Consider the following 23,865-nt stretch of genomic DNA (forward strand, 5'->3'; position numbering starts at 1 on the left):
GCGTTGGGGCTCACGCTGGGATCTGCTCGTCAAGGTGTCCAGTTCGCCCGCCGGTTGCGGCGGGCGAGTGAGCGACGGGCGCAGCAATCATGGTGGTGTCCTTCAGCCCCTTTCCCCTCCCCGCGAACTGGGCCGGCTACCCCACTACGTCCACACGTGATGGAACCTTTAGGCGGCGACAGCGTCATATCGGCATGAAGCTCAACAACCGCGAGGGCCTGGCGGAGATCCATGCCGCCTTCTACCCCCGTCTGGTGGGTGAGCTGACCGTGGTGGCCGGCTCACGCGCCTCAGCCGAAGACTGCGCGAACGAAGCGTTCACCCGGCTGGTCCTGCACTGGAACAAGGTGTCGAAGTACGACAGCCCTGTCGCCTGGCTGCGCACCGTCGGATACCGCCTCGCAGTCGACGAGCAGCGAAGATCCCGCCGTCAACTGGCGACATCAGATCCCGAACCGGCCCCCTCGCACATCGACGACCACCCGTATCAGCACGAAATATGGCAGGCGATCCGCGACCTACCCGCTAGCCAGCGCGAGGTCGTGGTGCGCCGAGCCGTCCACGACCTCACTGACGCCGAGATCGCCGAAGAACTCGCTGTGCCCATCGGAACCGTCAAGTCGCGCCTTTCCAGGGCGCGCACCACCCTTCGTTCTCGTCTAGGAGAACCATCATGAGCAACCCCGACCTCGACGCCGTCCGCACTCTCATCAGTGACGAAACCGACCGCGCACGCCAGGCCGTTCCCCCACTGGACTCATTCATCGAAGCTGCTAGTAACCGCCAGCGCCGCAACCACCGCGCCGCGCTCGGGGCAGTATTGGGGGCCGCGATTGTCGCCGGCGGGGTGAGCGTGACCGTCCAAGGAAGCGACCAGTCCCCCGCCGTCGACATCGCCTCGAGCCCGACGACGTCCTCCTCCCCGACGCGTCCTGGCGGCCAGGTGGGGACCGGAAGCCGCCCCTTTGCCGTGAACACCCTGCAGGAGCTCATCGCGCGATCTGACGAGGTGGTCGTCGGTCGGGTCGACAAAGCTGCCACCTCAGAGCCAGCCGATGACGAAGCCAAGAGCGGCCTCACGCTATCCACCTTCCCGCTCACCGTCGGCGAGACCCTCAAGGGCCATACCCGCGCGGGCGACACCATCGACGTCAGTGTCCTGCCGGTCCGTGGGATGGAGCGCGAGATCGCCATGCTCGAACCCGGGAAGACCTACGTCGTGTTTTCAGAGAAGACCAGCCTGCACGGCGAAGCGCGCTTCGTCCCCATCGGCGGGATGGGGGTGTACGAGGTGCATGCTGACGGGTCTCTGCACCGCGTCGAAGACGCGCCCGACAAGCTTCCCAGGAAGATCACCTCGCTCGACGAGCTACGACAGATCAGCGACTAGGCAGCATCTCCGACCGCAACATGGAGGAGTGGGCCGGTCTCACTAGCGCCGACCTGCGTCCGTGGCGGTTGCACGATTGGTCTGGTCGCAGCTCAACCAACCCCCGCGCCTAGCGGGCCCCCTGTTCGGAACGGCCGTCAGGTTCGCACGCATCGCTGCGAACCTGACGGCCGTCACGGCAGCGACGAAGCGGCCCAGCGTTGAGGCCGCATCGACCAGGTCTAAGAACCAGGCGAATTCGAGTAAGTCAGCCCCCGACCTTCCGGCCGGGCCAGCCTGGTCCTCTTCGCTGCGCGGCGGTCCTATACCAGAGATGGCCGAGACTGTCTCGCACATCGAAACACTCTACATCTCAAGCATCGTTATCCAGCAGCGAAGCCAGGCAGATGCCGAACCAACGATGAACTCGAGGGTTGACCTGGGGCCCTTCGGTGGGTTCTAGGTTTCAAGCGGTTTAGTGCTCGGCGGGGTGTTGCCGTCTGTCGAGGGGAGGGGTTACCGCGAAGGGCAGTCCGAGGGGGAGGGTGATGGTGAAGATGGCGCCGTGGCCTGGTCCCGGGGTTTCGGCGCGGATGGTGCCGTGGTGGGCATCGATGATGGCCTTGCTGATGGTCAGGCCGATGCCAGAGCCGGATTGCCAGCGGGCACGGGCTGTGTCGGCGCGGTAGAACCTCTCGAAAAGGTGGGGCAGGTGCTGGGAGCTGATGCCGTCCCCGTTGTCCTTGACGGTGATGTCGACCTCGTCGCCGTGGCGCTCCGCGGACACGGTGACGGTTCCGCCGCTGGGGGTGTGTCGAAGCGCGTTGGTCAGCAGGTTGGTCATGACTTGCCCGATGCGCTGTTGGTCGGCCATGACGTTGAGGCCGGCGGCGCCGTCGGGTTGGACCACAAGGTTGACACCTTTGTCGCGGTAGCGCTCTCGTATGCCTTCGGCCGCGTTCCACAGCACGTCGGTGACAGGCATGTGGTCTATTGCCAGGCTCAGGCGTCCTTCTTCGGCGGTGGAGACCTCGTCGATGTCCTCGGCGAGGCGGGCAAGGCGGTCCGTCTGCTCGGCCAGGGCGATCTGGGAGTGCGGGCCGAGGTGGGTGATCCCGTCGTGGAGCCCGTCGTGGTACGCAGCCAGGGTGGTGATGGGGGTCCGCAACTCGTGGGCCAGGTCGGCGAGCATGCGTCGGCGGGTGTCTTCGATGCCTTCGAGCTGGGCGGCCATGTGGTTGAACGCGGCTGCCAGGGTCTCCAGCTCGGTGCCGGAGTCGATGTCTGGCACGCGGGTGGCGTAGTGGCCGCGGGAGAGCTCGCGGGCTGCGTGGGTGAGGTCTGCCAGCGGTCGCCGTAGGCGTCGGGTGAAGAACCAGGTGACGGCGGCTGCGGCGGTCACGGAGATGAGCAGTCCGAGTCCGAGCGCCAGGAACGATGCGTCGCGGTAGGCCATCTCGATGTGGAGGACCTCGGGGGAGTTCTCGCTGTGCCCGGCCTCGAGGAGGTGGCGGTGGAAGATCGGTGGGCCGAGGAGGGTCGCGACCAGGGTGACTGTCACGGCGCCGGCGAGGAGCACGATGCTCTGGCCGAGCAGGAGGCGGGTGGCTAGCCCGTGCGGGCGGGCGGGTCGGCTGTGTAAGAGGTTCATCCCTTGCCCATTCGGTAGCCGACGCCGCGCACGGTGGTGATGTAGCGGGCGGTGCCGGGGTCGTCGTCGAGCTTCCTACGCAGATGGGCGATGTGGACGTCGACGAGGTGCTCGTCGCCGATCCACCCGGTGCCCCACACCTCGTCGATGAGCTGGCGCCGGCTGAAGGCCATCGCCGGGCGGGTGGCGAGGGTGATCAGCAGGTCGCGTTCGGTGGGGGTCAGGGCCACGGGCTGGCCGTGGAGGTGGACCTGGTGGCCTAGCGGGTCGATGAGCAGCGCCCCGAAAGCCCGGGCACCCCTTGCAGTACCGCGGGGCTGGTCGTCGACCCGTGGTCGGCGCAGCAAGGTCTGGACGCGGGCGACGAGCTCGCGCACGCCGAAGGGCTTGGTCAGGTAGTCGTCTGCGCCGACGGACAGCCCGATGAGGGTGTCGACCTCCTCGTTGCGGGCGGTGGTGATGATGATGTAGCAGTCGGAGAAGGTGCGGATCTGTCGGCACACCTCGATGCCGTCCATCCCCGGCAGGCCGAGGTCGAGCACGACGACGTCGGGTGGGTCGGCTCGCACAGCCGCGACGGCGTCGTCGCCGCGGTGGGCGAGCTCGGCGGTGAACCCAGCCTGAGACAGGTAGGCCGCGACCATCCCCGCCAGGGTGCGTTCGTCCTCGACGACGAGGACCCGGCGCGGGGTGTCGGTGCTGAGCTGGTCGTTCACGCCGTCAGTGTGATCCAGCGCGGCCGCGTGGGCAGAGCCTTGCGCGCTGTTGGTGGAGATCTTCGTCAAACCTCAACCCGGGTCGGTGCATGTCTGGCGCCCTCGCCTGCCGGGACCTCGAAGAGCTGAAGCTGTAGCGAGATGTCGCCCGGTCTTGAGGAAATCTCAACACGACCACAAGATGGTGAACACCTTGGTGACGCATCGTCGAAGGACCGCAATATGCGCGGACCTCGCGCTGATCGAAGGAGCAGACGATGCACCTGACCACCCGCCGTGCCGCTGTCGTGGGCGTGAGCGCCCTGGCCGCGGTCGCTCTGTCCGCTTGTTCCAGCGACTCCGACGGGTCGATGCCGGGCATGAACCACGGCTCGGAGTCGATGTCCTCGAGCACCAGTAGGTCTGCGTCCTCGGGGCAGGAGGGCGACGTGATGTTCGCGCAGATGATGATCCCTCACCACCAGCAGGCGGTCGAGATGGCTGACCTTGCCCTGGACGACAGCTCGGGCGCGTCGGCAAAGGTGCAGGCCTTAGCCAAGGACATCAAGGCCGCTCAAGGCCCGGAGATCAAGACCATGCAGGGCTGGCTGGAGCAGTGGGGGGCCGAGCCGGCTAGCGAAGGCATGGGGCACGGTGGGATGGACCATGGCGACGGGATGATGAGCAAGTCCGAGATGACCGATCTCGAGTCCTCCTCGGGCGAAGAGTTCGACCAGATGTGGCTGACGATGATGATCAAGCACCATCAGGGCGCGGTGAAGATGGCCAAGGACGTGCAGTCCACGACCTCCAACAGCGAGGTCAAGACCATGGCTGCGGACATCATCAAGGCCCAGAACAGCGAGATCACCACGATGAAGGACCTGCTCTGAGCGGGCAGCCCTGATCTGCCACTCTGCCTTCCCCACCACCCTCGCGTGCGACATCGGAGGTCTTCGTGAGCACTGAGAACGACCGACCTGACCTCGCTGACTCGACCCCGCTTGCCACGGACCCGGTGTGCGGCATGCAGGTCAGGCAGGACACGGCCCTGCGCACGGAGCACGACGGGCAGAAGTACTTCTTCTGCTCCGCGAGCTGCAAGGAGCGCTTCCTGGCAGACCCGCAGGGCTTCGAGGTGGGAGCGGTGGACCGCTCTTCGGCAGCGCCCGACCTGGCAGCACCGGTCTCGGCCAGCGAGTGGACCTGCCCGATGCACCCCGAGGTTCGTCAGGCCGGTCCTGGGGCGTGCCCGATCTGCGGGATGGCCCTGGAACCGGTGACCATCTCAGCCGACAGCGGCCCGAGCCGGGAGCTGGCGGACATGACCCGGCGCTTCTGGGCCGCGGTTGTGCTCAGCCTGCCCATCACCGTCCTGGAGATGGGCAGGCACCTGGTGCCATGGATCCACGAGGCCGTCCCGGCGCGGGTCTCGGTGTGGCTGCAGCTGGTGCTGGCCACGCCGGTCGTGCTGTGGGCGGGGGGGCCCTTCTTCGTGCGCGGATGGGCCTCGCTGCGAAGCCGCAACCTCAACATGTTCACCCTCATCGCGATGGGCACCGGGGTCGCCTGGCTGTTCAGCCTCGTGGCCACGACCATGCCCGGGGTCTTCCCCGACTCCTTCCGCAACGACGACGGCACCGTCGACGTCTACTTCGAGGCAGCCGCTGTCATCACCACCTTGGTCCTGCTCGGTCAGGTCCTCGAGCTGCGAGCACGCGAGCAGACCTCCGGTGCGATCAAGGCCCTGCTGAACCTCAGCCCCAAGACCGCCCGACGCATCATCGACGGCGTCGACGAGGAGATCCCCCTAGAGCAGGTGCAGGTCGCAGACCTGCTGCGGGTCCGCCCCGGGGAGGCGATACCGGTCGACGGCACCGTCACCGACGGCCGCTCCTCCGTTGATGAGTCGCTCGTGACCGGCGAGTCGATGCCCGTGACCAAGAGCGGCGGCGACGCGCTCATCGGCGGAACCATCAACGGCAGCGGCGGGCTGGTCATGCGCGCCGAGCGGGTGGGCACCGAGACGATGCTGGCCAGGATCGTGACCATGGTCGCCGACGCCCAACGCTCCCGCGCCCCGATCCAGCGCACCGCGGACAAGGTCTCGGCCATCTTCGTCCCCGTCGTCATCGCGATCGCCGTCATCGCCTTCGTCGCATGGGGCCTCGCCGGGCCCGACCCCAAGCTGGCCCACGCCCTCATCGTCTCTGTCGCGGTCCTGATCATCGCCTGCCCCTGCGCCCTGGGCCTGGCCACACCGATGTCGATCATGGTCGGAGTGGGTCGCGGAGCCAGGCTGGGGGTGCTGATCAAGAACGCCGAAGCGCTCGAACGCATGGAGAAGGTCGACACCCTCGTGGTCGACAAGACCGGCACCCTGACCGAGGGACGACCCACCGTCACCCATATCGAGGCGGTCAACGGCGACGACCCCGACGACCTGCTGCGCACCGCCGCCGCTGTCGAACGGTCATCGGAGCACCCCCTGGCCCAGGCCATCGTCGAAGCCGCAACCGCCCAGCACCTGACCCTGCCCGACGTGTCCGACTTCGACTCACCGGTCGGGCGAGGTGTCACGGGCCTGGTCGAGCAACGACACGTCACCCTCGGCAACGCCGATTTCCTGGCCTCCCACCACATCGACACCGCCGCCTGGCGCGAACACGCAGACCAGCTGCGCGTCGACGGGGCGACCGTGATCTACATGGGCATCGACACCCAGCTCGCCGCCCTGTTCGCCATCGCCGACCCGGTGAAGGAGAGCACCCCGGCCGCGCTGGAAGCGTTGCGCGCCGACGGCATCGACGTCGTCATGCTCACCGGCGACAACCAGGTCACCGCGAACGCCGTCGCACGATCCCTGGGCATTGAGCGCGTCGAGGCCGAGGTCCTCCCCGACCACAAGAGCGACGTCGTAAAGAACCTGCGCGAAGCAGGCCGGGTGGTCGCCATGGCCGGAGACGGCGTCAACGACGCACCCGCCCTGGCCGCCGCGGACGTCGGCATCGCCATGGGATCGGGCACCGACGTAGCCATGGAGAGCGCAGGGATCACCCTGCTTCGAGGAGACCTCACCGGGATCACCAAGGCACGTCACCTCTCCGAGATGACGATGAGCAACATCCGCCAGAACCTCGTGTTCGCCTTCATCTACAACGCCGCAGGCATCCCCATCGCCGCCGGCGTGCTTTACCCCGTGCTCGGGCTGCTCCTCTCTCCCGTCCTCGCCGCCGCCGCCATGGCCCTGTCCAGTGTCAGCGTCATCGCCAACGCACTACGCCTGCGCGCCCGCACCGTCGATTAGCGCGGATGCCTCCCCCCACCACTGGCAGACGACTTGATGGACCCCTGCTATATCTCAACAACCACATCGGCCACCTCAGCCCTCCTCGGCCCCCCTTAATCTGGGTTAGATGATTGCCAGGCGGGGGCCCGGTGACCCGTGAGTGACCGGGTCTCAGGTTCCTGGTCGGAACTTCGGAAGGGGAGTGGCTGCCGAGTGGTCCGGGCTGACCGAGACGAGGACTATGAATCGCCCCGGGTCTGGTGGAGGCTCTCAATCCATGGTCCCGGTCGTCCTCGTCTTCGCACTCAACGGCGCGGGGTCCGCGGCGTGGTCGTCGCGGATCCCGGCCGGGCCGGCGCGCCTGGATCGATACGGACGGGTGGCGACCCTGCGCGCGCTCTTCCTGCTCGCCGGCCTCGGCTCGATCCTCGTCGTCCTGGGCTCCGCGCCCGTGGCGTTCCTCGGTGCCCTGCTGTGGGGCCTCGGGGCGAGCCTGGGCTTCCCCGTCGGCATGTCGGCCGCGTCCGACAACCCCGTCCGCGCAGCAGCCCGCGTGAGCGTAGTCTCGACGATCGGGTACGTCGCCTTCCTCGCCGGTCCGCCGGTGATCGGATGGCTGGGTGACCACGTCGGGGTCCTCCGCTCGCTCCTGGTCGTCGGCGTCCTGGCCCTGATCGTCCTCCCCCTCGTCGGCGCCACACGCGCCGTCCGACCCCCGTCAGGAGACCCTGCATGACCGCCGGCACCTTCTCCGTGCCCCTGCCCGAGAACGCGGACGAGCTTCGTGTCCAGGAGGAGGCCTACGCCGACCTCGCCGATGCGATCCGACCCCTCATCGACGCGTGCGTCCGCACGCGGGTCGCGCCGGAGAAGGCGCACGAGGTGGCCTCCAGGGCCCGCGAGCTCACGGCCGAGCTGATGAGCACCGCCCAGGACGGTCCGCTCGGGCTCGAGGTGACCTCGGACGGTCGCATCCGGGACCACGGCAACCCAGCGGTCGGGATGCGCAACCCCATCGCCCTCCCGCTGGTCTTCGAGCGGGCGGAGGACCGGCGGTCGCTGCGCGCGGACCTCGAGCTCGGCGCCGCGTACGAGGGTCCTCCCGGCCACGCGCACGGCGGGGTCATCGCCCTCCTGCTCGACCAGGCTCTCGGCACCTTGCCGGCGATGATCGGTCTGCCCGCACTGACCGCCTACCTCAACCTGACGTACAAGGCACCGTCCCCGCTCGGGCGGTTCGTCCTCGAGGCCGAGGTCGCCGACGTCAGCGGGTGGAAGATCCTGTGCCGCGGGCGCCTGCGTGACCGCGAGGGCACGGTGACCGCCGAGGCGGAGGGGCTCTTCATCGTCCCGCGCTGGGCCCGCGACCGGGTGGGCACCCCGACGGGAGACGCGGGGGACTTCGACACCAAGCCCCACGGCTGACGTCCCCCTGTCCGCCCACGGCGAACAGCGCACCGAACGCGGGACTTCCCTGTCGGCGCCGGGCGTTAGGGTCCACGGAAGGAACGACCTCGCAGCGACAGGAGCATCGAGCGTGAGCACGAGCACCCCCGTCGTCGCCGCCGGCCCGCAGGGCGGGATGGGCCTCGACGACCACATCTACCAGCGGCTCCTCAAGGAGCGGATCATATTCCTCGGCTCGGACGTGCGTGACGACAACGCGAACGCGATCTGCGCGCAGATGCTCCTCCTCGCGGCCGAGGACCCGGACAAGGACATCTGGCTCTACATCAACAGCCCGGGTGGTTCGGTCTCGGCGGGCATGGCGATCTACGACACGATGAAGTGGATCCCGAACGACGTCGCCACCGTGGCGATGGGCTTGGCGGCCTCGATGGGCCAGTTCCTGCTGTCGGCCGGCACCCGCGGCAAGCGGTACGCCACGCCTCACGCCCGCGTGATGATGCACCAGCCCTCGGGCGGCATCGGTGGCACGGCGAGCGACATCAAGATCCAGGCCGAGCAGATGCTCTACACCAAGAACAAGATGGCCGAGCTCATCGCCGAGCACACGGGCCAGACCGTCGAGCAGATCACGACGGACTCCGACCGCGACCGCTGGTTCAGCGCCGAGGAGGCCAAGGAGTACGGCTTCGTCGACCACGTCTTCGAGCGGGCCGCCCAGACCAGCCAGCCCGGTGGCGGCGACCACGACAACCCGGTCACCGAGGCCTGAGGGAGACACCATGACGACGAACTTCCAGGCGACCTCCCGGCTCCACGTCCCCGGCCCGAGCAACCGGTACGTCCTGCCGAACTTCGAGGAGCGCACCTCGTACGGCATGAAGCGGATGGACCCGTACACCAAGCTCTTCGAGGACCGGATTATCTTCCTCGGCGTCCAGGTCGACGACGCGAGCGCGGACGACATCATCGCCCAGCTCATCGTGCTCGAGTCGATGGATCCCGACCGGGACATCACGATGTACATCAACAGCCCGGGCGGCTCGTTCACCGCGATGACGGCGATCTACGACACGATGCAGTACATCCGCTGCGACGTGCAGACCTTCGTCGTCGGCCAGGCGGCCTCCGCGGCGGCCGTCCTGCTCGCCGCCGGCGCGAAGGGCAAGCGGTTCGCGCTGCCGAACGCTCGGATCCTCATCCACCAGCCGGCGCTCGCCGGGGGCGACTACGGCCAGGCCTCGGACATCGAGATCCAGGCCAACGAGGTGCTCCGCATGCGGACCTGGTTGGAGGAGACCTGGGCGAAGCACTCGGGGAAGTCGCCCGAGGAGCTCCGCAAGGACATCGAGCGTGACAAGATCCTCGGCGCGCCGGAGGCCAAGGAGTACGGCCTCATCGACGAGGTGCTCACCTCGCGCAAGGCGTCCCTCGATGACTGACGGGTCGGCCTCCGGCCCGCGCCCGGAGGGGCGGACCTGCATCGCGGGTCCGCCCCTCCGTCTTTCCTTCTGCACCGCCCGGACTGTTTCGCTGTGAGCGGACAGCCGTTCGCCCTCGGCGAATCGCGGCGTTGAATGGCGGGAGTCCTCCGACCCGACGGGTAGCGTCGAGCTCAGCCCGGCCGTCAACACCTGTCGGGACCACATTCGTGAAGGGAACGCTGCAGTGGCACGCATGGGTGATGGTGGGGACCTGCTCAAGTGCTCTTTCTGCGGGAAGAGCCAGAAGCAGGTGAAGAAGCTCATCGCGGGCCCCGGCGTGTACATCTGCGACGAGTGCATCGACCTGTGCAACGAGATCATCGAGGAGGAGCTGTCCGGGGGCTCCGACCTCGGGTTCGACGAGCTCCCCAAGCCGCGGGAGATCTTCGACTTCCTCGAGACCTTCATCATCGGCCAGGAGCCGGCCAAGAAGGCGCTCGCCGTGGCCGTCTACAACCACTACAAGCGGATCCAGGCCGGTGAGGCTGCGGGCGCTCGACGCGACGAGGACCACGTCGACATCGCGAAGTCGAACATCCTCCTCATCGGTCCGACCGGCTGCGGGAAGACCTACCTCGCCCAGACCCTGGCCCGGATGCTCAACGTCCCCTTCGCCATCGCCGATGCGACGGCGCTGACCGAGGCCGGGTACGTCGGTGAGGACGTGGAGAACATCCTCCTGAAGCTCATCCAGGCCGCGGACTACGACGTGAAGAAGGCCGAGACGGGCATCATCTACATCGACGAGGTCGACAAGGTCGCCCGCAAGAGCGAGAACCCGTCGATCACGCGCGACGTCTCCGGCGAGGGGGTGCAGCAGGCCCTGCTCAAGATCCTCGAGGGCACGACTGCCTCGGTGCCGCCGCAGGGTGGCCGCAAGCACCCGCACCAGGAGTTCATCCAGATCGACACGACGAACGTCCTGTTCATCGTCGGCGGTGCCTTCGCCGGCCTCGAGAAGCTCGTCGAGTCCCGCAACGGCAAGCAGGGGCTCGGTTTCGGCTCCGAGCTGCACACGCCGAAGGACCTCGCCGAGTCGATCGTCGATGTCATGCCCGAGGACCTCATGAAGTTCGGGCTCATCCCCGAGTTCATCGGGCGCCTGCCGGTCATCACCACAGTCGCCCCGCTCGACCGCGACGCGCTCGTGCGCATCCTCACCGAGCCGCGCAACGCCCTGGTCAAGCAGTACACGAAGATGTTCGCCCTCGACGACGTCGAGCTGGAGTTCGACGCCCCGGCGCTCGAGGCGATCGCCGACCAGGCCCTCAAGCGGGGTACGGGCGCGCGCGGGCTGCGGGCGATCATGGAGGAGGTCCTCCTACCGGTGATGTTCGACGTGCCCAGCGACGAGGGCATCGCCAAGGTCGTCGTCAGCAGGGAGACGGTGCTCGAGAACGTCCTGCCGACGATCGTCCGGCGCGAGGACGTCACCCCGAAGCGGCGCCAGAAGCGTTCCGCCTGAGACGAACGGCAGCGGCCGGCCCGAGCGTTCATCGCCCGGGCCGGCCGCTGCGCGTGCGGATCAGGACGTCGCGGGCTTGACGAACGGGATGAGCTCGACGTCGCGGAGGGCGACCTCGTCGCCGTCGGTGTAGCCCAGCTCGCCCGTGATGCGGCCCGTGGCCCGCAGGTCGTCCTCAGCGGTGCGGACCAGCTCGAGCAGGTGAGAGGGGCCGACGAGGGTGGCCGCGGTGATCTCGCTGCGCATGCCGACCTTGGCGTCGGACTTCGCCTTGCGGACCTGAGACAGGGCCGCGCCGACCGCCTCGAGGAGCCCGGCGCGACCACCGTCGATGCGCAGCTCGTCCGCCGTGGGCCAGGTCGCGCGGTGGACCGAACCGGTCTTCCACCACGACCAGACCTCCTCGGTCGCGTACGGCAGGAACGGAGCGAGCAGCCGCAGCAGCGCGTCGAGCGCGATCCGCAGCGCAGCTCTCGCGCTCGCCGCCGCGGACTCGCCGCGCGAGCCGTACGCTCGGTCCTTGACCAGCTCGAGGTAGTCGTCGCAGAACGTCCAGAAGAAGGTCTCCGTGACCTCCAGCGAGCGGGTGTAGTCCCAGCGCTCGAAGCCCGCGGTCGCGGCGTCGACGACCTCAGCGAGCCCGGCGAGCATCGACGCGTCGAGCGGATCGGTGACGGCCGCCCGCAGGTCGCCCTCGACCTCCCCGAAGGAGAGCGCGAACTTGCTCGCGTTGAGCAGCTTGATGGCCAGGCGGCGGCCGACCTTCATCTGGCCCGTGTCGTACGCGGCGTCCGTCCCGAGCCGGCCGCTGGCCGCCCAGTACCGCACCGCGTCGGCGGAGTGCTCCTTGACGACGTCCTCGGGCGTGACGACGTTGCCCTTGGACTTGCTCATCTTCTTGCGGTCCGGGTCGAGGATCCAGCCCGAGATGGCGGCGTTCGTCCACGGCACGGTGCCGTGCTCGAAGTGGCTGCGGACGACGGTCGCGAACAGCCAGGTCCGGATGATGTCGTGGGCCTGCGGGCGGATGTCCATGGGGAAGACGACGTCGAAGAGGCTGCTCGTGCCCGCCTCGCGGCCGCGCCAGTCGCCCGCGATCTGCGGGGTCAGGGAGCTCGTCGCCCACGTGTCCATGACGTCCGGGTCCCCGGTGAAGCCTCCCGGCTGGTCGCGCTGGGACTCGTCGTAGCCGTCGGGCGCCTGCGCGGCCGGGTCGACGGGCAGCTGGTCCTCCGACGGGACGATCGGTGCGTCGTAGCGGGGCTCGCCGTCCTCGTCGAGGGGGTACCAGACGGGGATCGGGACGCCGAAGAACCGCTGCCGGGAGATCAGCCAGTCGCCGTTGAGGCCCGCGACCCAGTTCGCGTACCGGGCGCGCATGAAGTCGGGCTGGAACCCGATCTCGTCACCGCGGTTGACGAGGGCGGCGTTGAGCTCGGCGTCGCGCCCGCCGTTGCGGATGTACCACTGGCGGCTGGTGACGATCTCGAGCGGCTTCTCGCCCCGCTCGTAGAAGTTGGCCTTGCGCTGGGTCTTCTGGGGCTCGCCGTCGAGGTCGCCGGTCTCGCGCAGCGCGTCGACGACGACCTCGCGGGCGCCGTGGACCGTCTTGCCGGACATGCGGGCGAACAGATCGCGACCGTCGGGGTCGGTGATCCACTCAGGCGCATCGGCGACGATCCGGCCCGCGCGGGTGATGACGGGGCGGGTGGGAAGCTGCAGCTCGCGCCACCACTGGACGTCGGTGAGGTCACCGAAGGTGCAGCACATCGCGATGCCCGCACCCTTGTCCGGCTCGGCGGCCTCGTGCGCGACGACCGGGACCTCGACGCCGAAGAGGGGGCTGCGGACGGTCGACCCGAACAGCGGCTGGTAGCGCTCGTCGTCCGGGTGGGCGATGAGCGCGACGCACGCCGGGAGGAGCTCCGGTCGCGTCGTCTCGATGTGCACGGGGTCCGCGCCGGCGCGGTGGAAGGCGACCCGGTGGTAGGCGCCGGGGTAGTCCCGGGCCTCGAGCTCGGCCTGGGCGACGGCCGTCTGGAAGGTCACGTCCCACAGACCGGGCGCCTGCGCGGTGTACGCCTCACCGCGGGCGAGGTTGCGCAGGAACGCCTGCTGGGCCGTGGCCCGCGAGTGGTCGTCGATCGTCCGGTACTGGATGGACCAGTCGAGCGAGAAGCCGAGCCGGCGGAAGAGGGACTCGAAGGCTTCCTCGTCCTTGACGGTCAGCTCGTCGCACAGCTCGATGAAGTTCTGCCGGCTCACCGGCTTCTGGTCGGCTGCCTTGATGCTCTTGGTGTCACCGCGGAAGGGCGGCTCGAAGACCGGGTCGTAGGGGAGCGAGGCGTCGCCGCGCACCCCGTAGTAGTTCTGCACCCGCTTCTCGGTCGGCAGGCCGTTGTCGTCCCAGCCGATGGGGTAGAAGACCTCGAACCCGGCCATCCGCTTGTACCGGGCCATGCAGTCGGTGTGCGTGTAGCTGAAGACGTGGCCCATGTGGAGCGAGCCGGACGCGGTCGGCGGCGGCGTGTCGATGGAGAAGACCTTCGATCGGTCGCCGATCTCGCGGTCGAAGGTGTACGTCCCGTCTTCCTGCCATACCGCTCCCCACTTGTCCTCGAGGCCGTCGAGCGACGGCTTGTCGGGGATCGAGGCAGGCGTGGCGGGGGAGGTCGTCATGGCACCGGATCATCCCATCCGACGAGGTGTTCATTCGCACCGGATTCGCCGTAGGCTCCCGGTCATGAAGCCCGAACCCACGTACCGGACGGTCATCGCCCTCGGTCGTACTGCGTTCTTCCTCACCGGGTACAAGTTCACCTTCCGCGGCCGGCACCACGTCCCGCGCAAGGGCGGTGCCGTGCTGGCGGTTAACCACACGGGGTACGGCGACTTCCTCTTCGCGGGGATGGCCTGCCGGCGCCAGGGGCGGCTCGTCCGGTTCATGGCGAAGAAGTCGATCTGGGAGCACCGGTTCACCGGGCCGGTCATGCGCGGGTGCAAGCACATCCCCGTCGACCGGCACGCGGGCGCGGAGTCCTACCAGATGGCCGTTGCGGCGTTGCGCGCCGGCGAGGTCGTCGGTGTCTACCCCGAGGCGACGATGTCCCGCTCCTTCGAGATCAAGGAGCTGAAGACCGGTGCGGCCCGGATGGCGCAGGAGACCGGTTGCCCGATCCTCCCGACGATCGTCTGGGGTGCGCACCGCATCTGGACCAAGGACCTGCCGAAACAGATCGGGCGGACGAAGACGCCGATCCACGTGACGGTCGGCGCGCCGATCCACGTCGGGCCCGAGGACGACGTCATGGAGGTGACGCAGCGGCTGCGCGCGGAGATGCAGCGGCTGCTCGACGAGACGATCGCCCGCTACCCGACGCTCGAGGGTGAGGACCTGCGCTACCTGCCGGCGCGACTCGGGGGCACCGCGCCGACGGTCGAGGAGGCCCACGAGAAGGACCTCGCCGACATGCGGCGCAAGACCGACCCCTTCAACCGCAAGGGCTGATCGCCGCGGGTCCTCCGCGGGTCAGACGGGGAAGCCCAGGTGGGCGAGCGCCTGGCGGAGGATGACGCCGTGCCCGTCGACCATCTCCGCGGCGACGTCGGTGCCGGACGCCTCGTCCGGGGTGAGCCAGGCGAGCTCGAGGGCGTCCTGCTGGGGGGCGCAGTCGCCGCTCACGGGCACGACGTAGACGAGCGCGACGGCGTGCTGGCGGGGGTCGTGGAAGGGCGTGACCCCGGGGGTGGGGAAGAACTCCGCGACCGTGATCGGTTGCGGCGTCGCCGGCACCCGGGGGAGCGCGACCGGCCCGAGATCCTTCTCGAGGTGGCGGACGAGCGCGTCGCGAATCCGCTCGTGGTACATCACGCGGCCCCCGACGAGCTCTCGCTCCATCCGGCCCGTGTCGGAGGCCCGCAGCAGGAGGCCGACCGAGGTCGCCGTCCCCGACTCGTCGACCCGGACGGGCACGGCGACGACGTAGAGCATCGGCACCCGCCCGCGGGTCACCTCGAGCTCCTCCTGGCTGAGCCAGGACCCCTGCGTGTCCGTCTCGATCGGCATGACCCGATTGTGACAGGCGGTACCCTGCTGCCCACAGGCGTTCGAGCCGTCATCAGCGGCGAGCCTCCGGAAGAACGGGTCGGCCGCGCGGTCGCGCCCCAGTAGACCCGGACGGGTGGGCCCGTCACAGCCTCCGACGAGCGGTCGTCACCGGGGACGGGGACGGCAAGCGAGGTGGTACCGCGGTGCCGCCACCGGCCACGAGCCGGCGGCGACGTCGTCCTCGTGGCCCAGCCCGACCGACCACCGCCGGAGTACCCCCATGACCTACCCGAAGGTCTCGACGACCACCGCCGACGGCGAGCCGACCCCCACCGGGGTGCCCGCCAGCCCGAGCTTCCCGCGCGTCGAGGAGGCCGTCCTGCGGTACTGGGAGCAGGACGGGACGTTCCGCGCCTCGGTCGACCGCCGCGACCCCGGCCCGGACGGCGCGAACGAGTTCGTCTTCTACGACGGCCCGCCGTTCGCCAACGGGCTGCCGCACTACGGGCACCTGCTCACCGGCTACGTCAAGGACCTCGTGCCGCGGTACCAGACGATGCGCGGGCGACGGGTCGAGCGCCGCTTCGGCTGGGACACCCACGGCCTGCCCGCCGAGCTCGAGGCGATGAGCCAGCTCGGCATCAAGACGACCGACGAGATCCACGACCTGGGGATCGAGGCGTTCAACGACGAGTGCCGGGCCGCGGTCATGCGGTACACCGACGAGTGGCGCGACTACGTCACCCGGCAGGCCCGGTGGGTCGACTTCGACAACGACTACAAGACGCTCAACCCGAGCTTCATGGAGTCGGTCATCTGGGCGTTCCGGTCCCTGCACGACAAGGGCCTGGTGTACGAGGACTTCCGGGTCCTGCCGTACTGCTGGAACGACGAGACGCCGCTGAGCAACCACGAGCTGCGCATGGACGACGACGTCTACCAGGACCGTCAGGACCCGGCCGTCACCGTCGGCCTGCGGCTCGAGACCGGCGAGCTGGCCCTCGTGTGGACGACGACCCCGTGGACCCTGCCGAGCAACCTCGCGATCATGGTCGGCCCGGACCTCGACTACGTCGTCGTCGAGTCCGACGTGCCCACCGGCCGCCCGGAGCGGTACGTCATCGGCGCGGAGCGGGCCAGGGCCTACGCCCGCGAGCTCACGGGCGACCCCAAGGGCGACGTCGACGCGCTCGTCGTCGAGCGGCTCACCGGTGCCGACCTCGTCGGCCGGACGTACACCCCGCCGTTCTCGTACTACCTCGGGCACGAGAACGCCTTCCGCGTCGTACCCGCCGAGTTCGTCACGACGACGGACGGCACGGGCCTCGTCCACACCGCCGGTGCCTTCGGCGAGGACGACAAGGTCGTCACCGACCGCGAGGGCATCAAGGCCGTCATGCCCGTGGGCAAGGACGGGCGTTTCACGGCCCCCGTCGCCGAGTACGAGGGCATGCAGGTCTTCGACGCCAACGGCCCGATCCTCGACGCGCTCAAGGCCGCGACCCGGGCGGTGACCGAGGAGGAGCGGTCCGCGGCCGGCTCGGTGACGGCCGGCACGGTCCTCCTGCGCCGCGAGTCCTACACCCACTCCTACCCGCACTGCTGGCGCTGCCGCCAGCCGCTCATCTACAAGGGCGTCTCGTCGTGGTTCGTCGAGGTGACGGCGTTCAAGGACCGGATGGTCGAGCTCAACCAGGAGATCACCTGGGTCCCCGAGCACATCAAGGACGGGCAGTTCGGCAAGTGGCTCAGCAACGCGCGCGACTGGTCGATCACCCGTAACCGCTTCTGGGCCACCCCGGTCCCGGTGTGGAAGTCCGACGACCCGGCGTACCCGCGGATCGACGTCTACGGCTCGTTCGAGGAGATCGAGCGCGACTTCGGTCGGCTCCCGCGCAACCGCGCGGGGGAGCCGGACCTCCACCGGCCGTGGGTCGACGAGCTGACCCGGCCGAACCCGGACGACCCGACCGGCCGCAGCACCATGCGCCGGGTCGAGGACGTCCTGGACGTGTGGTTCGACTCGGGCTCGATGAGCTACGCCCAGGCGCACTACCCGTTCGAGAACACCGACTGGTTCGAGCACCACTTCCCGGGCGACTTCATCGTCGAGTACATCGGGCAGACGCGCGGCTGGTTCTACACCCTCCACGTCCTCGCGACCGCGCTCTTCGACCGGCCCGCCTTCGGCACGTGCGTCAGCCACGGCATCGTCCTCGGCTCCGACGGCCAGAAGATGAGCAAGTCGCTGCGCAACTACCCGGACGTGCGAGAGGTCTTCGACCGGGACGGCGCCGACGCGATGCGCTGGTTCCTCATGAGCAGCCCGATCCTGCGGGGCGGCAACCTCGTCGTCACCGAGCAGGGCATCCGGGACGGCGTGCGACAGGTCGTCCTCCCGCTGTGGAACGCGTGGTCGTTCTTCGCCCTGTACGCCAACGCCCGCGGCGAGGGCGGCTACGAGGCCCGGTGGCGCACCGACTCCACCGACGTCCTCGACCGGTACCTCCTGGCGAAGACGCGCCGTCTCGTCGAGGACGTCACCGCCCACCTCGACGTCTACGACATCGCCACCGCGTGCGAGGCCGTCCGGCAGTTCGTCGACGTCCTGACGAACTGGTACGTCCGGCGCAGCCGCGAGCGGTTCTGGGGCACCGGCGCCGGCGCCGAGGCCGCCCGCTCGTCCGACGACGCCTTCGACACGCTCCACACCGTCCTCGAGGTGCTGTGCCGGGTCTGCGCGCCGCTGCTGCCGCTGGCGACCGAGGAGATCTGGCGCGGGCTCACCGGTGAGCGGTCGGTCCACCTCACCGACTGGCCGGCCCCGGACGAGTTGCCCGCCGACGACGCCCTCGTCGCCGCGATGGACACCGCCCGGCAGGTCTGCTCGAGCGCGTCGGCGCTGCGGAAGGCGAACGGCCTGCGGGTGCGGCTGCCGCTGTCGGAGCTCACCGTCGTCACGCCGCACGCGGCCGACCTCGAGCCGTTCGTCGGGATCGTCGCCGACGAGGTCAACGTCAAGACGGTGACCCTCCGGGACGCGACGGAGGCCGACGCGAGCGCCTTCGGGGTGAGTCAGCGGCTCACCGTCCACGCGCGGGCCGCCGGTCCCCGCCTGGGCAAGCAGGTCCAGCAGGCGATCGCCGGGAGCAAGAAGGGCGACTGGTCGGTCGACGACGCCGGGGTCGTCACCTCCGGCGGGGTCGAGCTCGTCGAGGGCGAGTACACCCTCGAGACCGTCGTGGAGGAGGGCGCCGCCGGTGGCTCGCACGTGTCGGCGATGCTCCCCGGGTCCGGGTCGGGCTTCCTCGTCCTGGACACGGAGGTCACCCCTGACCTGGCCCGCGAGGGCCTCGCGCGAGACCTCGTCCGGGCGGTGCAGCAGGCCCGCAAGGACGCTGGGCTCGCGGTCGGCGACCGGATCGCGCTGACGATCACCGGCGGGGAGGCCGTCTTCGACGCGACGATCGCCCACCGGGACCTGCTCGTCGCCGAGACGCTGGCGAGCCAGTTCGGCTCGGCGCCGGACCTGGACGCGCTCCCGGTCGGCGACGGGGTCGTCGAGGCGGAGGTCGGCGAGGGTCAGTCGGCACGGATCCGTGTCGAGCCCGCCCGCACGGCCTGACGCGATGGCGCCCGCGGCCCGGGTCCCGGAGGATCTCCTCGTGCACCTCCGGGCCGCGCGCGACCACCTCGACCGGCACTACGCGAGCGACCTCGACCTCGACACCCTCGCGCTGACCGCCGGGCTGAGCCGGTATCACTTCCTCCGCAGCTTTGCGCGGGTCTACGGCATCACCCCGTTCGCCTACCTCACCGAGCGCCGCGTCGAACGAGCGCAGGATCTTCTCCGGACGTCGAATCTCACGGTGACCGAGGTCTGCCACGCCGTCGGGTACAGCAGCCTCGGATCGTTCAGCAGCCGGTTCCGGGGCGTCGTCGGCGAGGGGCCGGCCGCCTACCGCGCCCGCTGGGCCGCCGACGGCGCCCCGCGCATCCCCGGCTGCTATGTGTTCATGGCGGGCCTGGTCGAGCGGCGACCGCCGGACGGAGCAACGCAGGAGAAGCCGGGCAGGTCGGGTGCCCCCTAGCGTGGGTCCCATGATCACCAACGTCTCGCTCGTGTCCGTCTGGGTCCACGACCTCGACGAGGCCCTCGCCTTCTACACCGACGTCCTCGGCTTCCAGCCCGGCGACGACGTCTCCCTCGGGGACGACTTCCGCTGGCTCACCGTGACGCACCCCTCGCAGCCCGAGCTCCACCTGCACCTGACGACCCCCGGCCGGCCGCTGTCCGACGATCTGGTCGACGCGATCCGGCGTGCCCAGGCCGCGGGCGGGATGCCCGGCGTCGGTCTCAACGTCGACGACTGCCGGGCGACCGCCGCCGAGCTCAAGGCCAAGGGCGTCGAGCTCCTCCAGGAGCCGACCGACCGGCCCTACGGGGTCGAGGCGCTCATCCGGGACTGCTCCGGCAACTGGATCGTCCTCGTCGAGCCCACGGAGTTCTCACCCGAGGAGATGACCCGCGCCGACGTCGAGTGACTCTGCCCGGGTCGTTCAGCGGACGGTGAACGGTCCGCCGGTGAGGTCCTCGCACAGCGTCCACAGGCCGCGGGCCTTCTCGCGGTCGTGGGAGGCCGCGCTGGACCCGACAGGCCGGGGGTATCCGCTCGCCTCGAACGGCCCGTCCGGCCCGATGTAGATACCACCCGGCAGGTCCGGGACGGTCGCGGCGTACAGCACGGGCAGCGCGCCCTGCTCGGCCGGCTGCGCCACGAACGGCAGCCGGTTGAGCAGCTGTAGCACCGGGCGCTGCCAGCCCTGCTCGGGTCGGTCCTGGAGGTTCGTCGCCGAGTACCCCGGATGGGCGGCGACGGACCGGACGAGGGAACCGGCCGCGGTGAGCCGGCGCTGGAGCTCGTAGGCGAGCATCAGGTCCGCGAGCTTGGTCTGCCCGTAGGCCTGCCACCGCTCGTACCGCCGGCGCTCCCAGTTCGGGTCGCTCAGGCTGATCCGCCCGAAGCGGTGGGCCATGGACGCGAGCCACACGACGCGGTCGGTGACCCGCGGCAGGAGGAGGTTCGTCAGGAGGAAGTGCCCGAGGACGTTCGTCGCGAGCTGGAGCTCCCAGCCCGCGGGCGTGCGCGATTCCGCGGGCGCCATGACGCCGGCGTTGTTCACGAGCACGTCGATGCGCTCGTGGGGGAGGTCGGCGGCGAAGGCGCGGACCGACGCGAGGTCGGACAGGTCGAGGGCGCGCACCTCGGTGCTGCCGCGCATGGAGTCCGCGGCGGCCTGCGCCTTCTCGAGGCTCCGGCACGCGAGGACGACGTGCGCGCCCTTCGCGGCGAGCTCGGCCGCGGTGACCTTCCCCAGCCCCGAGCTGGCGCCGGTGACGATGATCGTCCGGCCGGTCTGGTCGGGGATGTCGGCGGTGGTCCAGCGGCGGGAGGTGGCCATGCGGCGATCCTCCCACCGATCCGTTCCGGACGCGTGCGGGAGGATGGGCGCCATGCCCGCTCCCGACGCCGCCCAGCGCGAGGCCGCCCACCAGCTCGACCTGCGCACCCGGATGCGCCACGCGCAGGAGGCGATCCTCGCCCGCGCGCCCGAGCACGACCTCGAGCCGAGCCTCGACCGGATCGCCGCGGTCATGGACCTGCTGGGGTCCCCGCAGCTGGCCTACCCCGTCATCCACGTCACCGGCACGAACGGCAAGACCTCGACGGCGCGGATCATCGAGCGGATCCTCACCGAGTCCGGGCTCACGGTCGGGCGCTTCACCTCGCCCCACCTGCACGACGTCCGCGAGCGGATCACCATCGGCGGCGCCGCGATCGACCGCGAGCGCTTCCTGTCCGCCTACGCCGACGTCATCCCCTACGTCGAGATGGTCGATGCACGCAGCCTCGCCGACGGCGGGCCCCGGATGACCTTCTTCGAGGTGCTCGTCGCGGTCGGCTACGCGGCCTTCGCGGACGCGCCCGTCGACGTCGCGGTCGTCGAGGTCGGCATGGGTGGCGGCTGGGACGCGACGAACGTCTGCGAGGCGGGGGTCGCCGTCGTCACCCCGATCGGGCTCGATCACGCCCACTTCCTCGGGGACACGATCGAGGAGATCGCGACGGAGAAGGCCGGGATCGTCAAGGACGGCGCGATCGCGGTCGTCGCACCCCAGGAGGACGAGGCGATGGCCGCCCTCGCGGGCCGGGCGGAGGAGGTCGGTGCGGACCTGAGGGCCGAGGGCGCCGACTTCGGGCTGCTGTCGCGGGAGGTCGCCGTCGGCGGCCAGCTGCTGTCGGTGCGCGGCCTGGCCGGGGACCACACGGACCTCTTCGTCCCGCTCCACGGCGCCCACCAGGCGCACAACGTCGCCCTGGCCGTCGCGGCCGTCGAGGCCTTCCTCGGAGGCGGGGAGCAGTCCCTGTCCGACGACGTCCTGCGCGCGGCGCTCACGGACGTCAGCTCCCCGGGCCGGCTCGAGATCGTGCGCCGCAGCCCGACCGTCCTCGTCGACGCCGCGCACAACCCGCACGGCGCCGCCGCGCTCGCCACGGCCCTGACCGAGGAGTTCACCTTCTCCCGGGTGGTCGGGGTCGTTGCGATGTTCGAGGACAAGGACGTCGCGGGCATGCTCGAGGCGCTCCAGCCCGCCCTCGACCACATCGTGTGCACGCGAAGCACGTCGCCGCGGTGCCTCGACCCGGAGCGTCTCGGCCGGATCGCCGAGGAGGTCTTCGGCGACCACCGTGTCACGGTCGTCCGCGACCTGCCCGACGCCCTCGACCGCGCGGCAGAGCTGGCCGACGAGGGCGGTGTCAGCGGCGGGGTCGTCGTCACCGGGTCGGTGACGACGGCAGCCGACGCCCGCGTCCTCCTCGGGGCCGAGGGGGTCGACGGCGACCGCGACTGACCGGCCGCGCGTGGGTCAGGCGGCGAGCTCCTTCGCGGCGAGCCGCTCGTCGCCGGCCGCTTCCCAGACCTCCCAGGCGGCGTGCAGGCCCAGGGCGATGACGAGCACGCCGAGGACGAGGTCGGGCCACCCGGACCGGGTCCACGCGGTGAGCAGGCCCATGACGATGATCGCCAGATCGACGAGGACGTCGTTGCGCGCCGAGAGGAACGCGGCGCGGGACAGGCTGCCCGCGCCGGTGCGATGCCGGGCGAGCAGCCACGCGCACGCCCCGTTGACGAGGGCGGCCCCGCCGGCCGTGGCGATGAGCGGGAGGACGGCGGGCGGCTGCGGGTCGGGGAAGGCCCGGAACGCGCTCCACGCGGCGGCCGCCGCCGGGACGAGCAGCACCCCCGCCAGGACCCGCCCGAGCGTCGCCCGGCGGGCGAGCGGCCACGACAGCGCCACGGCGATGAGGACGTTGATCGCCGCGTCCTCGCCGAAGTCGGCGCTGTCGGCCAGCAGACTGACCGACCCGATGGCCACCGCCACGGCGGCTGCGAGGACCCCGTAGGCGGCGTTGAGCCCGGCGACCGTGAGGACGGCGCGTCTGACTCCGGGCGCGGCGAGCGGATCAGGCTGCGGGGCAGCGGGGATCGCGGCGTCGGTCACCCCCGCACCGTAGCTCATCTACGCTGCTCGCCATGACCGGGACCTTCACGTGGCGGATGCTGGCGACCGTCCTCGGCGGGGAGTCGCTCGTCATCTTCTTCGGCGCTCTGCTCGCGCGGGGCATGCCCGGCGGGGACGGCGTCTCAAGCTCGGCCGACCGGTGGTTCGTCCCGATGGGCGTCCTCGCGGCCGTCACCCTCGTCACCGCCGGCCTCGTCCGCCGGCGCTGGGGGGCCGTTCTCGGCCTCGTCCTCCAGGTCCTCGTGCTCGCCTCGGCGCTCGTCGTCCCGCACATGGCCCTCGTCGGGGCCGTCTTCGGCGGGCTGTACCTCGTCTGCCTCTACAAGGGTCGTGAGGTCGACGCGTCGATGGCAGCCCGCTCGGCCGACGCCGGGGACGCGACGACCCGTGGATAGGCTGGGCGCGTGACCGAGCAGCTCGAGCGTTCCCTCGTCCTCGTCAAGCCCGACGGCTTCGCCCGCGGCCTCACCGGGGAGGTGCTCCGTCGGATCGAGGCGAAGGGGTACCGCCTCGTGGCGCTGCGCGTTCTCGTCCCGGGGGTCGAGGAGCTGCACCGGCACTACGCCGAGCACGAGGGCAAGCCGTTCTTCGAACCGCTCGTCGAGTTCATGATGTCCGGCCCCGTCACGGCCGCCGTCATCGAGGGCCAGGGCTGCATCCCCGGCTTCCGCTCGCTCGCGGGGACGACGAACCCCACGGAGGCCGCGCCCGGGACGATCCGCGGCGACCTCGGTCGCGACTGGGGCACCACGGTCCAGCAGAACATCGTCCACGGCTCCGACTCGCCCGAGTCCGCCGCCCGCGAGATCGCGATCTGGTTCCCCGGGCTCTGACCGGGTGATCCCCGTCACGGGGGTGCTGGCGCGGTC

The 23,865-nt window shown here is 70.2% G+C and carries 22 protein-coding genes; 16 read left to right on the forward strand and 6 right to left on the reverse strand.

From position 1 onward, the window contains the following. The first annotated feature begins 194 nt into the window (after positions 1 to 194). Together DAA34_RS07320 and DAA34_RS07325 are read left to right on the forward strand one after the other, a co-directional pair. A complete protein-coding gene (locus DAA34_RS07320) occupies positions 195 to 677 on the forward strand; it encodes an RNA polymerase sigma factor (RefSeq protein WP_158707666.1) in 483 nt (160 codons plus the stop codon). Further along, complete coding sequence (locus DAA34_RS07325) at positions 674 to 1,390, forward strand: hypothetical protein (protein ID WP_106818261.1); 717 nt, start codon at positions 674 to 676, stop codon at positions 1,388 to 1,390. The genes DAA34_RS07320 and DAA34_RS07325 overlap by 4 nt, the downstream gene beginning before the upstream one ends. A 454-nt stretch (positions 1,391 to 1,844) precedes the next feature. On the opposite strand, the gene DAA34_RS07330 is transcribed toward DAA34_RS07325, so the two are convergent. Next, a complete protein-coding gene (locus tag DAA34_RS07330) occupies positions 1,845 to 3,020 on the reverse strand; it encodes a sensor histidine kinase (protein ID WP_106818262.1) in 1,176 nt (391 codons plus the stop codon). Then, on the reverse strand, positions 3,017 to 3,736 hold the full coding sequence (locus tag DAA34_RS07335) for a response regulator transcription factor (RefSeq protein ID WP_267894609.1): 720 nt from the start codon (positions 3,734 to 3,736) through the stop codon (positions 3,017 to 3,019). The genes DAA34_RS07330 and DAA34_RS07335 overlap by 4 nt, the downstream gene beginning before the upstream one ends. Before the next feature lie 257 nt (positions 3,737 to 3,993). Here DAA34_RS07335 and DAA34_RS07340 point away from each other — a divergent pair, with 257 nt between their 5' ends. The 7 genes from DAA34_RS07340 (at position 3,994) to clpX (ending at position 11,360) form a co-directional block, all read left to right on the forward strand. After that, a complete protein-coding gene (locus DAA34_RS07340; protein ID WP_106818263.1) occupies positions 3,994 to 4,608 on the forward strand; it encodes a DUF305 domain-containing protein in 615 nt (204 codons plus the stop codon). A gap of 65 nt (positions 4,609 to 4,673) precedes the next feature. Then, on the forward strand, positions 4,674 to 7,022 hold the full coding sequence (locus tag DAA34_RS07345; protein WP_325027424.1) for a heavy metal translocating P-type ATPase: 2,349 nt from the start codon (positions 4,674 to 4,676) through the stop codon (positions 7,020 to 7,022). A 259-nt stretch (positions 7,023 to 7,281) separates the two neighbouring features. After that, complete coding sequence (locus DAA34_RS07350; protein ID WP_325027425.1) at positions 7,282 to 7,740, forward strand: MFS transporter; 459 nt, start codon at positions 7,282 to 7,284, stop codon at positions 7,738 to 7,740. Next, entirely contained in the window at positions 7,737 to 8,429 is a 693-nt protein-coding gene (locus tag DAA34_RS07355) for a PaaI family thioesterase (RefSeq protein ID WP_106818266.1), read from the forward strand. The genes DAA34_RS07350 and DAA34_RS07355 overlap by 4 nt, the downstream gene beginning before the upstream one ends. A 112-nt stretch (positions 8,430 to 8,541) precedes the next feature. Beyond that, complete coding sequence (locus tag DAA34_RS07360; RefSeq protein WP_267894610.1) at positions 8,542 to 9,183, forward strand: ATP-dependent Clp protease proteolytic subunit; 642 nt, start codon at positions 8,542 to 8,544, stop codon at positions 9,181 to 9,183. A 10-nt stretch (positions 9,184 to 9,193) separates the two neighbouring features. Then, positions 9,194 to 9,853 (forward strand): ATP-dependent Clp protease proteolytic subunit, encoded by a 660-nt coding sequence (locus DAA34_RS07365; RefSeq protein WP_106818268.1) that lies wholly within the window; start codon positions 9,194 to 9,196, stop codon positions 9,851 to 9,853. Positions 9,854 to 10,079: 226 nt separating this feature from the next. Further along, the gene (gene clpX, locus DAA34_RS07370) at positions 10,080 to 11,360 is read left to right on the forward strand and encodes an ATP-dependent Clp protease ATP-binding subunit ClpX (protein ID WP_106818269.1); all 1,281 of its coding nucleotides are present in this window, start codon (positions 10,080 to 10,082) and stop codon (positions 11,358 to 11,360) included. A gap of 60 nt (positions 11,361 to 11,420) precedes the next feature. Here clpX and valS read toward each other — a convergent pair whose 3' ends face one another. Further along, the gene (valS, locus tag DAA34_RS07375) at positions 11,421 to 14,039 is read right to left on the reverse strand and encodes a valine--tRNA ligase (RefSeq protein ID WP_106818270.1); all 2,619 of its coding nucleotides are present in this window, start codon (positions 14,037 to 14,039) and stop codon (positions 11,421 to 11,423) included. A gap of 64 nt (positions 14,040 to 14,103) precedes the next feature. On the opposite strand from valS, the gene DAA34_RS07380 reads away from it, so the two are divergent. Then, positions 14,104 to 14,868: a lysophospholipid acyltransferase family protein gene (locus DAA34_RS07380; RefSeq protein ID WP_106818271.1), complete on the forward strand. Its 765-nt coding sequence runs from the start codon at positions 14,104 to 14,106 to the stop codon at positions 14,866 to 14,868. A 21-nt stretch (positions 14,869 to 14,889) separates the two neighbouring features. Here DAA34_RS07380 and DAA34_RS07385 read toward each other — a convergent pair whose 3' ends face one another. Then, positions 14,890 to 15,426 (reverse strand): NUDIX hydrolase family protein, encoded by a 537-nt coding sequence (locus DAA34_RS07385; protein WP_106818272.1) that lies wholly within the window; start codon positions 15,424 to 15,426, stop codon positions 14,890 to 14,892. 262 nt (positions 15,427 to 15,688) lie between these two features. Here DAA34_RS07385 and ileS point away from each other — a divergent pair, with 262 nt between their 5' ends. From ileS to DAA34_RS07400, 3 genes are read left to right on the forward strand one after another with little or no spacing between them, the layout of a single operon-like run. Then, positions 15,689 to 19,033: an isoleucine--tRNA ligase gene (gene ileS, locus DAA34_RS07390; RefSeq protein ID WP_106818273.1), complete on the forward strand. Its 3,345-nt coding sequence runs from the start codon at positions 15,689 to 15,691 to the stop codon at positions 19,031 to 19,033. A gap of 40 nt (positions 19,034 to 19,073) precedes the next feature. Further along, a complete protein-coding gene (locus DAA34_RS07395; protein ID WP_234354157.1) occupies positions 19,074 to 19,499 on the forward strand; it encodes a helix-turn-helix domain-containing protein in 426 nt (141 codons plus the stop codon). A 10-nt stretch (positions 19,500 to 19,509) separates the two neighbouring features. Next, positions 19,510 to 19,953: a VOC family protein gene (locus DAA34_RS07400; protein ID WP_106818274.1), complete on the forward strand. Its 444-nt coding sequence runs from the start codon at positions 19,510 to 19,512 to the stop codon at positions 19,951 to 19,953. 15 nt (positions 19,954 to 19,968) lie between these two features. Here the strand turns inward: DAA34_RS07400 and DAA34_RS07405 are convergent, their stop codons facing one another. After that, positions 19,969 to 20,871, reverse strand: a complete 903-nt coding sequence (locus tag DAA34_RS07405) for an oxidoreductase (protein WP_106818275.1) — start codon at positions 20,869 to 20,871, stop codon at positions 19,969 to 19,971. Between the two features lie 43 nt (positions 20,872 to 20,914). Between DAA34_RS07405 and DAA34_RS07410 the strand changes: the two genes are divergently transcribed. Then, the gene (locus DAA34_RS07410; protein ID WP_106819934.1) at positions 20,915 to 22,324 is read left to right on the forward strand and encodes a bifunctional folylpolyglutamate synthase/dihydrofolate synthase; all 1,410 of its coding nucleotides are present in this window, start codon (positions 20,915 to 20,917) and stop codon (positions 22,322 to 22,324) included. A 15-nt stretch (positions 22,325 to 22,339) separates the two neighbouring features. Here the strand turns inward: DAA34_RS07410 and DAA34_RS07415 are convergent, their stop codons facing one another. Further along, positions 22,340 to 22,975, reverse strand: coding sequence for a cation diffusion facilitator family transporter (locus DAA34_RS07415; protein WP_234354159.1), 636 nt, complete (start codon positions 22,973 to 22,975; stop codon positions 22,340 to 22,342). 32 nt (positions 22,976 to 23,007) lie between these two features. Between DAA34_RS07415 and DAA34_RS07420 the strand changes: the two genes are divergently transcribed. Together DAA34_RS07420 and ndk are read left to right on the forward strand one after the other, a co-directional pair. Next, positions 23,008 to 23,391 (forward strand): DUF4233 domain-containing protein, encoded by a 384-nt coding sequence (locus DAA34_RS07420; RefSeq protein WP_106818276.1) that lies wholly within the window; start codon positions 23,008 to 23,010, stop codon positions 23,389 to 23,391. 9 nt (positions 23,392 to 23,400) lie between these two features. After that, positions 23,401 to 23,829, forward strand: a complete 429-nt coding sequence (gene ndk / locus DAA34_RS07425; RefSeq protein WP_106818277.1) for a nucleoside-diphosphate kinase — start codon at positions 23,401 to 23,403, stop codon at positions 23,827 to 23,829. Positions 23,830 to 23,865 lie beyond the last annotated feature (36 nt).

The organism is Janibacter massiliensis (assembly GCF_900289115.1).
Taxonomy (GTDB): Bacteria; Actinomycetota; Actinomycetes; order Actinomycetales; family Dermatophilaceae; genus Janibacter_A; species Janibacter_A massiliensis.